Origin of the sequence: Kitasatospora sp. NPDC093550 (assembly GCF_044764985.1) — a bacterium.
Classification (GTDB): domain Bacteria; phylum Actinomycetota; class Actinomycetes; order Streptomycetales; family Streptomycetaceae; genus Kitasatospora.
The window spans coordinates 689,551-703,852 of record NZ_JBIWJF010000001.1 but is presented as its reverse complement, the minus strand read 5'-3'; the positions used below and the strand labels follow the sequence as shown (position 1 = coordinate 703,852).

Below are 14,302 nucleotides of genomic sequence, written 5' to 3'. Positions count from 1 at the left end.
CGCGGGGGCGGGGCGGTGGGGGGGGGGGGGGGGGGGGGGGGGGGCCGCCGCCCCGCGCGGGGGGGGGGGGGGCGGGGGGGGGGGGGGCCCCCCGCCCCCCCCCCCACTCCTCGTTCCCGGCCCGATGGTTCCCGACCCGCCACTTCCAGGCCCGGTAGTTCCAGGCCCGGTAGTTCCAGGCCCGGCAGCTCCCGGCCCCGGGCGTCAGCGGCTGCCGACCGCCTGCTTCACCAGGGTCCGTCCGAAGTCCCACATCAGGCCGCTCCCCCGGTGGGCCTCGTCCATGATGTCGGTGAAGGCGTCCATGAACCGGTCCACGTCCCGCTCGGTGATGATCAGCGGCGGGATCAGCTTGATCACTTCCAGGTGGTCCCCGGACACCTGCGTCAGGATCCGGTGGCGCTGCAGCAGCGGGACCACGACCATCTGCGCGAACAGGCCCTTGCGTGCCGCCTGCAGGGCCGCCCACCCGGTGCGCAGCTTGAGCGACTTCGGCCGGCCGAACTCGATGCCGATCATCAGCCCGCGCCCGCGCACCTCGGCGAGCAGCTCGTACTTGTCGACCAGCGCCGTCAGCCGCTCGCGGAACTGGTCGCCGACCGTGCGGGCGTTCTCCACCACCTTCTCGTCCCGCATGACCTCCAGGGTCGCCAGCCCGGCCGCCATGGCCTGGGCGTTGGACCCGAAGCTGGCCGAGTGCACCAGCACCCGGTCCATCGAGGAGTACACCTTCTCGAAGATCCAGCCTTTGCCGAGCGTCGCGCCGACCGGCACGTACCCGCCGGAGAGCGCCTTGGCCGCGCAGACCAGGTCGGGCAGCACGCCGTCCTCGTGCTGGTAGGCGAAGAACTCCCCGGTGCGCCCGATCCCGGTCTGCACCTCGTCGCAGATCAGCAGTGCCTTGTGCTCGTGCAGCAGCGCCTGGGCGGCGCGCAGCCAGCCGGGCGGCGGCGCCTGGACGCCCTTGCCCTGGATCGGTTCGACGATCAGCGCCGCGACGTCGCCGCGCTTCAACTCCTTGGCCAGCGCGCCGAGATCGCCGAGCGGGATGGCGGTGTCCGGGAGCAGCGGGTCGAAGCCCTTGCGGAAGCCGCTCTCGCCGTTGACCGAGAGCGAGCCGGTGGTCAGCCCGTGGAAGGCGTGGTCGGCGTAGAGGATCCGGCGCCGTCCGGTGGCGTAGCGGGCGAACTTCAGCGCGGTCTCCACCGCCTCCGTGCCGCTGTTGCCGAAGAACACCCGGTCCAGCCCGGGCGCGTACGAGAGCAGCCGCTCGGCCAGCAGTCCCGGCAGCGGCGAGCAGTCGAAGCGGACCAGGTCCGGCAGGTCGAGGTCCATCACCTGCTGGATCGCCGAGCGCACCACCGGGTGGTGGCGGCCGAGCGCGAAGATGCCGAAGCCGGCCAGCATGTCGAGGTACTCGTTGCCTTCGGCGTCGTAGAAGTACGGCCCCTTGGCGCGCTCGTAGTACTTGTCGAAGCCGATGGTGTGGAGCATCCGGGACAGCTGCGGGTTGAGGTAGCGGCTGTTCAACTCGTAACGCTCCCGCCCGCGTTCGGCGATCAGCGCGGCGAGGTCGAAGGCGGGACGCGCGGCACCGCCGTCCGGGGCGGGGCGCGCGGAGGCGTCGCCGTCGAGTGCGGGGCGCGCGGAGGCGTCGCCGTCGAGTGCGGGGCGCGCGGAGGCGTCGCCGTCGGAGGCGGGGCGGTCTGGGTCAGCCGGCATGGCGCGGGTTCGCTCCTCGGTTCGGTAGCAGGTTCTTGGCGAAGACGGCGGTCTGGGCGGCGACCCCGGTCCCGGTCAGCCCGGCCTCCTCGAGGATCTCCCCCCGCGAGGCGTGCCCGAGGAACTCCTGCGGCAGGCCGAGCACCCGCACCGGTACGTCCACGTCGGCGTCGCGCAGCGCCTGGGCGATCGCCGAACCGACCCCGCCGGTCCGGCCGTTGTCCTCGACGGTGACCACCAGCCGGTGCGCGGCCGCCAGCTCGGGCAGCGCCGGGTCGACCGGCTTGACCCAGCGCGGGTCGACCACGGTGGCGGTGAAGCCCTCGGCGAGCAGCAGCCGGGCGGCGTCCAGGCAGGCCGGGGCGGTGGTACCGACGGCGACCAGCAGGATCTCGGCGGGCCGCCCGGTGCGCAGCAGCACGTCCACCCCGCCGATCCGCTCGACGGCCGGCACCGCGGGCCCGACGTTCCCCTTGGGGAAGCGCACGACCGTCGGCGCGTCCTCGACCTCGACGGCTTCGCGCAGCTGGGCGCGCAGCTGCTCGGCGTCGCGCGGCGCGGCGAGCCGCAGACCGGGCACGACCTGCAGGATCGACATGTCCCACATGCCGTTGTGCGAGGCGCCGTCCGGGCCGGTCACCCCGGAGCGGTCGAGCACGAAGGTGACGCCGAGCCGGTGCAGGGCGACGTCCATCAGCACCTGGTCGAAGGCCCTGTTCAGGAAGGTCGCGTACACCGCGACCACCGGGTGCAGCCCGCCGGTCGCCAGCCCGGCCGCGCTGGTGACGGCGTGCTGCTCGGCGATCCCGACGTCGAAGGTCCGCGCCGGGTAAGCCTTGGCGAACGGCGCCAGGCCCACCGGCTGCAGCATCGCCGCGGTGATCGCCACCAGCTCCGGCCGCTCGCCGCCGAGCGCGAGCAGCTCGTCACCGAACACCGAGGTCCAGGAGACGCCGCTGCTGGGCGAGATCGGCAGACAGGTGTACGGGTCGATCGGGTTGACGGCGTGGAAGCGGTCGGCCTCGTCCTGCTCGGCGGGCCGGTAGCCGCGCCCCTTGACGGTCAGGCAGTGCACGATGACCGGCCCGCCGAAGTTGCGGGCCTGGCGCAGGGCCTGCTCGACCGCGCCCAGGTCGTGGCCGTCGATCGGCCCGAGGTACTTGAGGCCGAGGTCCTCGAACATGCCCTGCGGGGCGAAGGCGTCCTTGAAGCCCTTCTTGGCGCCGTGCAACGCGTCGAAGATCGGCTGCCCGACCAGCGGGGTGCGCTGCAGCGCCTCCTTGCCGAGGGCGAGGAAGCGCTCGTAGCCCTGGGTGGTGCGCAGCGTGGCGAGGTGGTTGGCGAGGCCGCCGATGGTCCTGGCGTAGGAGCGCTCGTTGTCGTTGACGACGATGACCAGCGGCCGGTCGCGGGCCTCGGCGATGTTGTTGAGCGCCTCCCAGGCGAGCCCTCCGGTGAGCGCGCCGTCGCCGATCACCGCGACGGTGCGCCGGTCGTGCTGGCCGAGCAGCTGGGCCGCCTTGGCCAGCCCGTCGGCGTAGGAGAGCGCGGTGGAGGCGTGCGAGTTCTCCACCAGGTCGTGCTCGGACTCGGCGCGCGAGGGGTAGCCGGAGAGCCCGCCGCGCATCCGCAGCCGGGTGAAGTCCTGGCGGCCGGTGAGGAGTTTGTGGACGTAGCTCTGGTGGCCGGTGTCGAAGACGATCCGGTCGTACGGCGAGTCGAAGACCCGGTGCAGCGCGATGGTCAGCTCGACCACGCCCAGGTTGGGCCCGAGGTGTCCGCCGGTGCGGGTGACGGCGTCGATCAGGAAGTCGCGGATCTCGTCGGCGAGCATCGGGAGTTCGGCCGCCGGGAGCTTGCGCAGCTCGGCCGGCGACGTGACGCGGGAGAGCAGTGACATGGGTACACCTCACGACTCGGAGCGGTGCGGTGGTGCCTCCGCCCGGCGGGGCGGGCGGAGCCGGCCCGGGCGCGGAGGCCCGGGCCGGGGTGCCGACCTGGCGGTCAACTCCCGGCTCAGCGGCCCTGGTTGCCGGTGACGGTCTCGGTGATGGCGCGCAGCGACTGCTGCAGCGAGCCCATGGTCGCGAGGACGGCCGTCGGCTCGTAGCCGCAGTGGGCCATGCAGTTGGCGCAGCGCGGGTCCTTGCCGCGGCCGTACTTGCTCCAGTCGGTCTTCTCGACCAGCTCGCGGTAGGTGGGCACGTAGCCGTCGGCCATCAGGTAGCAGGGCCGCTGCCAGCCGAACAGCGAGTAGTTGGGGATGCCCCAGGGGGTGCACTCGAAGTCGGCCTTGCCCTCCAGGAAGTCCAGGAAGAGCGGGCTGTGGTTGAGCCGCCAGCGCCGGCGGTTGCCGCCGGCGAAGGCCTTGCGGAAGAGCTCCCGGGTCTGCTCGACGCCGAGGAAGTGCTCCTGGTCGGGGGCCTTCTCGTAGGCATAGGCCGGGGAGATCATCATCTCGTCGACCTTGAGCTCGTCGTTGAGGAAGTCCAGCACGTCGATGACGGTCTGCGGGGTGTCGGTGTTGAAGAAGGTGCTGTTGGTGGTGACCCGGAAGCCGCGCCGCTTGGCCTCCTTGATCGCCGCCACCGCCTCGTCGAAGGTGCCCTCCTTGGCCACGGACTCGTCGTGCCGCTCGCGCAGCCCGTCGATGTGCACGGCGAAGGTGAAGTACGGCGAGGGCTTGAACTTGTCGATCTTCTTGCGCAGCAGCAGCGCGTTGGTGCACAGGAACACGTACTTGCGGCGTTCCACCAGCTGGCGGACGATCTCGTCGATCTGCGGGTGCATCAGCGGCTCGCCGCCCGCGATCGAGACCATCGGGGCACCCGACTCCAGGACCGCGCCGACCGCCTGGGCGACGGGCATCCGCTGCTTCAGGACACCCGCCGGGTGCTGGATCTTGCCGCAGCCCTCGCAGGCGAGGTTGCAGGCGAACAGCGGTTCCAGCTCCACGATCAGCGGGAACTTGTCCCGTCGCTTGAGCAGCTTCTGCTGCATGAGGTAGGTGCCGACCCGCACGGTCTGGCGCAACGGCATGGCCATGGCTAGCTCGCCTCCTGGGGGAGCGTCGAGGATGTGGGGTGGAACAGGACGTCGGAGCGGGGTTCGCGCTCCTGCCGGTACCAGTCGACGAGGGCGGGTACCGTCGCCCGCAGGGTCCGCCAGGCCCGCACTCCGGCCGGGAGGGTCCCGGGCCGCAGCAGTTCGTGCTCGGGGGTGTCGACCACCACCCGCAGGACGGCGGCGGGCAGCGCCGGCCGCACCTCCCGCAGCGCGGCCAGGACGGCGGCGGCCTCCATGTCGACCGCGAGCGCGCCCTGCAGGTGCAGGGCCCTCCGTTCGATGCCGCGCACCACGTGGTCGGCGGTGTGGTGCACCCCGGTGTGCACGGTCAGGCCGCGTTCCTTCAGCGCCCGGGTGAGGTCCGGGCCGGAGCCGACCGGGTAGAGGTGGCCCTCGGCGTCGCGCACCCCGTCGGCCGCGACGACGTCGCCGGGCTGCACGCCGGGGCCGAGCGCGGCGCCGAAGCCGGCCACCACCACCGCCCCGTAGCCGCCGGGGGCGGAGCCGAGCAGCCGTCGGACGGCCGTCCCGGCGCGCCGGCGGCCGACCCCGGTGCGCACCAGCACCGGGGACCCGCCCACCGCGCCGCGCCAGTCACCCCCGCGCAGGGCCCAGACCTCGGGGCCCAGGGCGCAGAGCACCAGCAGGGGGGCGGTGGTCACCGCACCGCCCCGATCGCCGGGGTGCCGCCCGCGTTGGCCCTGCCCGGGTGGCCGTGCAGGTAGCGGCCGAGCGCGGTGACCGGGAAGACCAGCCGGTACAGGTGGTAGTTGATGGAGAAGTCCCACGGGAAGCCGGTGCCGGTGAACTGCGGCTCGTCCCAGGTGCCCTCGGGTAGCTGGGTGCGGACCAGCCAGTCCACGCCGCGTTCCACCGCGGGGTTGGCCCGGCCGTCCGGCCCCTCGCCGGCCGCGAGCAGCGCCATCAGCGCCCACGCGGTCTGCGAGGCGGTGGAGTCGCCGCGCCCGGCCCAGCGCGCCGGGTCGTCGTAGGAGCGCATGTCCTCGCCCCAGCCGCCGTCGGCGTTCTGCCGGTCCTCCAGCCAGCGCACCGCCCGGCGGATCGCCGGGTGCTCGTCCGGGACGCCGGCCGCGACCAGGGCGGGCAGCACCGAGCCGGTGCCGTAGATGTAGTTGGTGCCCCAGCGGCCGAACCAGGAACCGTCCGCCTCCTGGTTGCGCAGCAGCCACTCGATGCCGCGCCGGGTCCGGGGGTCGCGGGCGCGGCCGGTCTCCGCGAGCATCTCCACCACGTGGGCGGTGACGTCGGCGGAGGGCGGGTCGACCACCTCGCCGAAGTCGCAGAACGGCAGCTTGTTGGGCAGCGTGCTGGTGTTGTCGACGTCGAAGGCGCCCCAGGCGCCGTTCTTGGACTGCATGCCGAGGTTCCACAGCACCCCGCGCTCCACCGCCCCGTCGACCCTGGCCTGGTCCGGGTGGGCCACCCGGCGCAGTGCCAGGACCACCTCCGCGGTGTCGTCGATGTCGGGGTAGGTGTCGTTCTCGAACTCGAAGGCCCAGCCCCCGGCGGGGAGCCCGGGCCGCTGGACGGCCCAGTCGCCGCGCTTGCGGATCTCCTCGCCGAGCATCCAGTCGACGGCGGAGACCAGCGCCGGGTGGTCGGCCGGGACGCCGGCGTCGGCCAGCGCGATGGTGGCCAGGCAGGTGTCCCAGACCGGGGACTGGCAGGCCTCCAGCCAGCGCTTGCCGTCCTCGGTGTGCACGGTGAAGCGGTCGAAGGAGGAGAGCCCGGCCTGCATCACCGGATGCTCCAGCTCGTAGCCCTCCAGGTGCAGGGCGATCAGCGAGTAGACGGCGGGCGGTTGGATGCCGCCCCAGCAGCCGTCGGCCTCCTGCCGTTCGACGATCCAGCGGCAGGCCTGGGAGACGGCCAGCCGGCGCAACGGGCGGAAGGCCCGGCGGTGGTAGGCGTGCAGCGCCTTGTCCAGGCGCTCGAACATGCCGTCCCAGGTGGTGGCGGGGGCGAGCGGCCGTTCGGGGTACGGGTCGTCCGGGTCGGTGTGCAGCTCGGTGAGCGGGAAGGGCGCCGGACGGACGGGCCGGTGGGAGGAGACGACGGTCAGCGGGACGATGGTCTGACGGGCCCAGCACCCGAAGGCGTAGATGTTCAGCGGCAGCCACTTGGGCAGGAAGATGATCTCCGGCGGCATCTCCGGCAGCCGTTCCCAGGGCCACCAGCCGAACAGCGCGAGCCAGATCCGGGTGAACACCCGGGCGGCCGCGATGCCGCCCGCGGAGCGGACGTACCGGGCGGCGGCCAGCATGTGCGGGGCGTTCGGGTCGTCGCCCGCGAGTTTGAGCGCGACGTACGCCTCGACGGTGGTGGACAGTTCGGGCGGCCCGCCGTGGAAGGTGGCCCAGGTGCCGTCCTCACGCTGCTGGGAGCGGATCCACTCGGCGGTGGCGTGGGTCTGCTCCTCGGTCCGGATCCCGAGGAACTGTCGGAGCAGTAAATCCTCGGCGTCCATGGTGACGTTGGTCTCCAGATCGCCCTTCCACCAGCCCTCCGAGGACTGCAGCGAGAGCAGGTGGGTGGTGGCGCGGGCCAGGGCCTCCCGCGCGTCGGCCGGTCCGTGGTCCGCCTCACCGGCCGGCAGCCGGTCGGTGTCCTCGGGCTGCCACCGCCCCGCGCCCAGCAGGGCCGGGGGGCGGTCGCCCACCGCGACCGGCTCGGAATCGTACTCAGGGTCGAGCCGGCCGTCCGCGGTTGCTGTCAACGTAACGTCACCTCTCTCGTACCACCACGAATTCGGCGAGTGCGACGAAGTGCTCCCGCACCTCGTCGGACATGGGCACCTCGTCCAGGGCGGCGAGGGCAGTCGTGTGCTGGCGGCGGGCCTCCTCCTGGGTCCAGGCGCGGCCGCCGGCCTCCTCGATCAGCGCGGCGCGGGCGGCGAGCTCGGGCTCGCTCTCCTCCCCGCGTCCCTTCGGGTCGGCCAGCTGTTCGGCGAGCCGGCGCGAGGCCGGACCGCCCTCGGCCAGCGCGGCGGCGACCGGGAGGGACTTCTTGCGCTGGCGCAGGTCGCCCCAGTGCGGCTTGCCGGTGACCTCGGTGGCACCCCAGATGCCGAGCAGGTCGTCCACCGCCTGGAAGGCCAGGCCCAGGTGGTGGCCGTAGCGCTGGAGGGAGTCGGAGACCTTGTCGTCCGCCCCGGCCAGGACCGCGCCGATCGCCGAGGCGGCGGCCAGCAGGGCCGCCGTCTTTCCGCCCTCCATCTCCAGGCACTCGGCGACGGTCACGCTGTCGCGCTGTTCGAAGGCGACGTCCATGGCCTGGCCGTCGATCAGCCGGCGGGTCGCCGTGGTGAGCAGTCGGACGGCGCGCGCGGCGTCGGTGGGGCTCGCGCCGCCGGTCACCGCGGCGTCGAGCAGCACCTCCGTGCCGAGCGTCGCCAGGGCGTCACCGACCAGGATCGCCTGGGCCGGCCCGAAGACCGTCCAGGCGGTGGCCCGGTGCCTCCGGGTCTCGTCACCGTCCATCAGATCATCATGGAGCAGGGAGAAATTGTGCACCAGTTCAACAGCGACCCCACCGGGCACGCCCACCTCGGCCGCCGCACCGGTGGCCTGGGCGGACAGCAGCGCCAGCGCCGGGCGCACGGCCTTGCCGCCGTCCCCGGCGACCGGCGTGCCGTCCCGGTCGATCCAGCCGAAGTGGTAGGCCGCGACGGTGTCCATCGGTGCGGCCAAACGGGCGACGGCGGCCCGGAGCGGCGGGGTGCAGAGCGTACGGCTGCGGGCGAGCAGCTCCGGCACCGAGACCGGTTCGGCGTGCGCCGTGCCTCCGACGGCGAAGCCGGTGCGTGACTCCACGTGCGTTCCCTCTCCCTCGTGGTGCCGGACCGCACGGGGCGGCCGGGTGCCGTCGGTGCGGCTGGTGTCGATTCGAGTGCTGCCGATGCCAAGGGTGCCGGTCCGGCCGCCCAGGCCGGACCGGACGATTCCGCCGGTGCGCTCGACGGTACGCCCGTCGGCTCTGGCGGGCTCTCCGGCGGCGGGGCCCGCCGTCACCTGGGCCACCTCCCGTCGCCGCGGTCCACCGGCACGCGGGTGCCGGTCGCGGCGAGCGCGGCGTCGGCGGCGGCGTGGCCGCTGCGCACGGCGCCCTCCATGGTCGCGGGCCAGCCGGTGGCCGTCCACGAGCCGGCCAGCAGCAGGCCGGGGACGCCGGTGCGGGCGGACGGGCGCAGCGCGCCGTTGCCCGGGGCCGGGTCGAAGGTCGCGGTGCGTTCCCGGGTGACGAAGAAGTCCAGCACCTCGGCGCCGGCCGCGGCCGGCAGCAGCCGCTCCAGCTCGGGCAGGTAGCGGCGGCGCAACTCGGCGACCGGCAGGTCGATCTCGTCCTGCGCGGCGGACTGCGAGAGCGCCAGGTACTGGGCGCCCGGGTGGGCCCGGCCTAGTTCGGTGCCGGCCAGGCCGGAGTGCGCCGTCCGGTCGAAGACCCACTGGACCGGGGAGCCGAGGGCGGCGAAGAACGGCCGGCGCACCAGCGCGCGGTCGTAGATCACGTGCACGTTGAGGATCGGCGCGGTGCCGAACCCCGCCAGCCGCTCCTGCCCCGGGATCGCGTTCGGCGGCAGCAGGGCGGCCGCGCTGTCCTGGGCACCGGCCAGGACGACGGTGTCGGCAGTGAGCGGCTCCCCGTCCTCCAGGAGGACGGCGTGCTGGGGGGCGGCCGGCTTGAGCTCCGCCACCCGGGTGCGCAGCAGCACCTTCACGCCGGCGCGCTCCAGCTCGGCGAGCGCCCGGTCGTGGTGGATCGCCCCCAGCGGGGCGGCGGCGATGCCGATGTCGGCGGCGCCCGGGTCGGAGAGCAGGCCGGTCTGGAACACCTTGGCCGCCAGCGCCATCGACACCTGGTCGGCCCGGGCGTTCAGGGTGGCGACGCCGACCAGGTCCCACAGGGCCGCCTGGGTGGCGTCGTTCTGCCCGTGGTGGCGCAGCCACGAGCCGAAGGAGATCTCGTCCAGCGCCGGGTCGTCGAGGTCCAGCCCCTTCAGGGCGAGCGCGCCGCGGACCACCCGGGCGCGGTCCGCCGGGGACAGGTGCGGGTAGCGGGCGAGGCTGCCGGCCAGGTGGAGCGGGACGGGCAGGCCGGCCCGCTGCAGCCGTCCGAGGGTGCGCACCGGCGCGGAGGCGGGCCCGGTGACGGAGAGCACCGGGACGTCCAGGCGGTCCTGCAGGTGGACCAGCCGGGTGGCGCCGAGCCGCTCCAGCAGGCCGCGGTAGGCGGTGCAGCAGCGCAGGTAGACGTGCTGGCCGTTGTCGACGGTGAGGTCCCCGCGCCGGAACGAGAAGGCCAGGCCGCCGAGCCGGGGCCGGCCTTCCGCGAGGGTGACCCGGTGACCTGCCTCGGCCAGGCGCAGCGCCGCGGTGATCCCGGCCAGCCCGCCGCCGACCACGACGGCGGCCGGGCGCGCGGCATCGGCTCGCCCGGTCATCGGCCCTCCCCCTCGCAGTCGCTGGACCGCCGGGAGGCGGTCACTGAAGCCGTTACGCGTTCGGTCAACACGGAACTACCCGCACGTGATTCCCCGCTGACACAGCGTGACAGAACTGTGGCGAGAATCAAGAACGCCCCCCGGCGAGCCCGGAAAGCGCCACGTACGCCTTCTCCCAGCCCGGCAGCGAGACCCGGCCGCGCAGGACCGACTCGGGGTCGGCGGCGATCCGGCCGAGCAGCCGGTGGTAGATCCCGGCCATCGCGGCGGTGCAGGCGCGGCTGCGGCGGTCGAGCATCGGCAGCAGCCGCAGGCCCTCCTCGAAGGCGGCCTGGGCACGGGCGGCCTCGAAGGCCACCAGGCCGGTGAAGTCCGCGCCGGCCGGCGGCTTGGACAGCGCGAAGCCCTGCTCGCAGCCGAACCGGACCAGGTCCTCGGTGGGGAGGTAGGTACGGCCGTTCAGGGCGTCCTCGCGCAGGTCGCGCAGGATGTTGGTGAGCTGCAGCGCCAGGCCCAGGGTGTCCGCGTACTCGGCCCCGCGCTCGGGGTCGTCGCAGCCGTAGACGCCCAGCGAGAGCCGCCCGATCGCGCCGGCCACGCAGCGGCAGTAGACCTTCAGCTCCTCGTACGTCTGGTACTCGGCGCCCTTGAGGTCCATCTCGACGCCGTCGATCAGCTCGTCGAAGCCGCCGAGCGGGACGGGGAAGCGCCGGGCCGTGTCGGCCAGCGCGACCTTGATCGGGTCGGTGTCGTCCTCGGCGACCACCCCGGAGCGGACCTCGTCCACCAGCTCCCGGGTGCGCAGCAGCGCGTCGGCCTTGCGGTCGGCCGGGAGGTCGCCGTCGCCGATGTCGTCCACCCGGCGGGCCAGGGCGTACAGGGCCGACATGGCCAGCCGCTTGGGCTCGGGCAGCAGGCGGATGCCGTAGCTGAAGTTGCGCGCCTGCAGCCCGGTGACTGCCTCGCAGTACCGGTACGCCGCCATGACCTGGGCCGACGCCAGTGGTGATGCCGCCACGCGGGCGTTCACCTTCCCTTCGCGAAGATGGCCGCCGCCTTCGCTGCGAGGCGGCGCTTGTCCGGCTTCGCCTGTCGGGCGAGTACGTCGTACCCGGCGTCCTCGATGGCCGCCAGGGCCGCGTACCCGCCGGCGGTGAATCCCGCCAGGAGCAGTCGAAGCCTCCCCCGAACCGTACCTACCAATGGTGCGCCGCGATCGAGCAGGGTGCGGGCCCGTTCCACCTCGAAGGCGATCAGCTCCCGGACGGCGCCGTCGGCGGAGGGGGCGGCGAGGTCGGCCTCGGTGACGCCGAAGCGCTCCAGGTCCTCGGTCGGGAGGTAGATCCGGCCGCGGGCGAGGTCCTCGGCGACGTCCTGCAGGTGTTCGACCACCTGGAGGGCGGTGCAGACGGCGTCGGAGAGCTCGATCCGCTCGGGGGTGGAGACGCCCGTGATGGCCAGCACGAGGCGGCCGACCGGGTCGGCGGAGAGCGTGCAGTAGCCGAGCAGGTCGTCGTAGGTCGGGTAGCGGGCGGTGGTCTGGTCCACCCGGTTGGCCTCGATCAGACGGCGGAACGGCTCGGGGGTCAGGCCGCGTCGGTCGACCACCGGGACCAGGGCGCGCATCAGCGGGTGGCGCGGGCCCTCGGCGCCGGCCCCGGAGGGGCCGCCGGGGTGCAGCGCGGCCTCGAAGACCCGGTCGAGGTCGTGCTCCAGCCCGTCCAGCAGGGCGAGGCGGAAGGCGGACTCCTGCGCGGTGGGCGGGCCGGACTGCTCCGAAGGGGTGGCCGGGGGCGTGCGCTCGACCCCGAGCTCCCGGGCGGTGGCGGCCGGGTCGGCCAGGTCGCCGTCGCCGGCGTCGTCGACCAGGCGGGCGAAGCCGTACACCGCCATCAGGTCGTCGCGCCAGGCGGCGGGCAGGAAGAACGGGGCGACCGGGAAGTTCTCGGCGCCCGCCTTCTCCAGGGTCTGACCCGCGGAACGGTTCACCGGCGTATCACTGGGCTGGGCCGAAGCCGACACTGCTGTCACTCCCCCGTTCTACACCGCTGGGTATCACCGGCCCGACTCGGACACGCGTCCGAGCGCGGGCGTCACGTCAGGCACACCGCCCCCGCGCCCACCAGCCTGACACCGCGGGGCGCGCGGGAGAAGGGCGCCCCGCGCGGCGGCCGCGGGCTCACCCCCGCGGCGGCGGCCACCCGGGCTACCGGAGGGGGCAAGCCGAAGGGCCGGTCCCGGAGGTTCCGGAACCGGCCCTGGTGGCACGGGGTGCTACGGGCGCTCGCCGCGCTCGTAGCGGCCGACGACCTCCTCGGTCGGGCCGTCCATGACCAGCTCGCCCGCCTCGATCCAGATGGTCCGCTCGCAGACCTCGCGGATCGAGTTGTTGTCGTGGCTGACCAGGAAGACCGTACCGGCGGAGCCGCGCAGCTCGTCGATGCGGCGCTTGCTGCGCTGCTGGAAGGCCTGGTCACCGGTGGCCAGGGCCTCGTCGATCAGCAGCACGTCGTGGGTCTTGGCGGCGGCGATCGAGAAGCGCAGGCGGGCGCCCATGCCGGAGGAGTAGGTGCGCATCGGCAGGGAGATGAAGTCGCCCTTGTCGTTGATGCCGGAGAAGTCGACGATCTCCTGGTAGCGCGCCCGCACGTCGGCCGGGGACATCCCCATGGCCAGGCAGCCGAGGACGACGTTGCGCTCGCCGGTGAGCTCGTTCATCAGCGCCGCGTTGACGCCCAGCAGCGAGGGCTGGCCGTTGGTGTAGATGCCGCCCTTCTCGGTCGGCAGCAGGCCCGCGATGGCGGCCAGCATGGTCGACTTGCCGGACCCGTTGGAGCCGATCAGGCCGATCGCCTCACCCTTGTACGCGGTGAAGCTGATGCCCTTGACCGCGTGCACCTCGCGCACGCCGGCCCCGCGCTTGCGGCTGAGGATGCGGCTCAGCGCCGAGGTGGCGCTGCCCTTGCCGGAGCCGGCGCCGTGCACCCGGTAGACGATGTGCACGTCGTCGACGACGACGGTGGGCTCGCGGGCCACGTCCGCGTCCCGGAGGATGTCGCTCTTGCTCAGGTCGGTGTCAGCCACGGCCGTACTCCTCCTCGGCCTTCCAGAAGAAGACGTATCCGATGACGAACAGCCCGACGGCCCAGGCGATGCCGTACGTCCACTGGTGCGGCGGCAGGGACTGGTGCGAGGGCTGGTGCGGGTTGTAGATGATCGGCGCGAAGGCGTGCCGCAGCAGGTCCATGTAGACCGAGGCCGGGTTGATGGCGCAGATCACCTGGATGTAGTGCGGCCACTTGTGGACCCGGTCCTGGATGCTGAACATCACGCCGGACAGGAACATCCACGCGCGCATCACGAACGGGATCAGCTGGGAGATGTCGCTGGTCTTGGCGCCGATCCGGGCCATGATCAGGGAGATGCCGGTGTTGAACATCGTCTGCAGGAGCAGCGCCGGGACGATCAGCAGCCAGGTCTTGCCGGGGGTGATGCCGCTGGCGAGGACCGTGATGACCAGCACGACCATCGAGATCAGCAGCTGCTGGAGCTGGATCACGGTGAAGGCGATCGGCAGGCTGGCCCGGGGGAAGTGCAGCGCCCGGATCAGGCCGAGGTTGTCGGAGATCGCCCGGGTGCCGGACTGCACCGCGTTCTGGGTGAACTGGAAGACGAAGACGCCGATGCAGAGCCAGGCGATGTAGGTGTTCGGCGGGAAGCCGTCCTTGTTCTCCAGGATGACGCCGAAGACCAGGTAGAACACCGCGCAGTTGAGCAGCGGGGTGACGACCTGCCACAGCTGGCCGAGCTTGGCGTCGGTGTACTGGGCCACCAGGCGGGCGGTGGCGAAGGCCCAGATGAAGTGGCGCCGGGCCCAGAGCTGCTTGGTGTAGGCGAACAGACCCGGCCGGGCGCCGCTCACCGACAGGCCGTACTTGTCGGCGAGCTGCTTGGGGGTCAGGCCCGCGTCCACCCCCCTGGGGGTCGAGAGGCTGACGGGTTCACTCACTGTCGACACATTCGTCCTTCACGCGGGATCGGTCGGTGCGGCCG

The 14,302-nt window shown here is 73.2% G+C and carries 11 protein-coding genes; all 11 read right to left on the bottom strand.

The genetic code is table 11. The features are described 5' to 3' along the window. Positions 1-204: 204 nt before the first annotated feature. Positions 205-1,722 (bottom strand): aspartate aminotransferase family protein, encoded by a 1,518-nt coding sequence (locus tag ACIRD3_RS02955; RefSeq protein WP_402210583.1) that lies wholly within the window; start codon positions 1,720-1,722, stop codon positions 205-207. After that, positions 1,712-3,622, bottom strand: a complete 1,911-nt coding sequence (gene dxs / locus ACIRD3_RS02950) for a 1-deoxy-D-xylulose-5-phosphate synthase (protein WP_402210580.1) — start codon at positions 3,620-3,622, stop codon at positions 1,712-1,714. The genes ACIRD3_RS02955 and dxs overlap by 11 nt, the downstream gene beginning before the upstream one ends. 116 nt (positions 3,623-3,738) lie before the next feature. Then, positions 3,739-4,767 (bottom strand): adenosyl-hopene transferase HpnH, encoded by a 1,029-nt coding sequence (hpnH, locus tag ACIRD3_RS02945; RefSeq protein ID WP_402210578.1) that lies wholly within the window; start codon positions 4,765-4,767, stop codon positions 3,739-3,741. A gap of 2 nt (positions 4,768-4,769) precedes the next feature. Further along, entirely contained in the window at positions 4,770-5,450 is a 681-nt protein-coding gene (locus ACIRD3_RS02940; protein WP_402210575.1) for a 1-hydroxy-2-methyl-2-butenyl 4-diphosphate reductase, read from the bottom strand. After that, positions 5,447-7,525, bottom strand: a complete 2,079-nt coding sequence (shc, locus tag ACIRD3_RS02935) for a squalene--hopene cyclase (RefSeq protein ID WP_402210572.1) — start codon at positions 7,523-7,525, stop codon at positions 5,447-5,449. Before shc ends, ACIRD3_RS02940 begins: the two co-directional genes overlap by 4 nt. Before the next feature lie 7 nt (positions 7,526-7,532). Next, positions 7,533-8,621 (bottom strand): polyprenyl synthetase family protein, encoded by a 1,089-nt coding sequence (locus ACIRD3_RS02930; RefSeq protein ID WP_402210570.1) that lies wholly within the window; start codon positions 8,619-8,621, stop codon positions 7,533-7,535. Between the two features lie 194 nt (positions 8,622-8,815). Continuing rightward, positions 8,816-10,249 carry a hydroxysqualene dehydroxylase HpnE gene (gene hpnE, locus ACIRD3_RS02925; RefSeq protein ID WP_402210567.1) on the bottom strand — a complete coding sequence of 478 codons (1,434 nt, stop codon included), beginning with the start codon at positions 10,247-10,249 and terminating at the stop codon, positions 8,816-8,818. Positions 10,250-10,376: 127 nt separating this feature from the next. Continuing rightward, complete coding sequence (gene hpnD, locus ACIRD3_RS02920; RefSeq protein ID WP_402210802.1) at positions 10,377-11,234, bottom strand: presqualene diphosphate synthase HpnD; 858 nt, start codon at positions 11,232-11,234, stop codon at positions 10,377-10,379. Between the two features lie 41 nt (positions 11,235-11,275). Continuing rightward, complete coding sequence (hpnC, locus tag ACIRD3_RS02915) at positions 11,276-12,238, bottom strand: squalene synthase HpnC (protein WP_402210564.1); 963 nt, start codon at positions 12,236-12,238, stop codon at positions 11,276-11,278. A gap of 285 nt (positions 12,239-12,523) precedes the next feature. Continuing rightward, entirely contained in the window at positions 12,524-13,333 is an 810-nt protein-coding gene (locus ACIRD3_RS02910) for an ABC transporter ATP-binding protein (protein WP_402210561.1), read from the bottom strand. Next, positions 13,326-14,267: an ABC transporter permease gene (locus ACIRD3_RS02905; RefSeq protein ID WP_402210559.1), complete on the bottom strand. Its 942-nt coding sequence runs from the start codon at positions 14,265-14,267 to the stop codon at positions 13,326-13,328. Before ACIRD3_RS02905 ends, ACIRD3_RS02910 begins: the two co-directional genes overlap by 8 nt. Positions 14,268-14,302: the final 35 nt, after the last annotated feature.

Bases quoted from the DNA above. Each gene is read 5' to 3' on its own strand.
- hpnH (WP_402210578.1), bottom strand. From the start codon at position 4,767: ATGGCCATGCCGTTGCGCCAGACCGTGCGGGTCGGCACCTACCTCATG.
- hpnE (WP_402210567.1), bottom strand. From the start codon at position 10,249: ATGACCGGGCGAGCCGATGCCGCGCGCCCGGCCGCCGTCGTGGTCGGC.
- ACIRD3_RS02955 (WP_402210583.1), bottom strand. From the start codon at position 1,722: ATGCCGGCTGACCCAGACCGCCCCGCCTCCGACGGCGACGCCTCCGCG.
- hpnD (WP_402210802.1), bottom strand. From the start codon at position 11,234: ATGGCGGCGTACCGGTACTGCGAGGCAGTCACCGGGCTGCAGGCGCGC.
- dxs (WP_402210580.1), bottom strand. From the start codon at position 3,622: ATGTCACTGCTCTCCCGCGTCACGTCGCCGGCCGAGCTGCGCAAGCTC.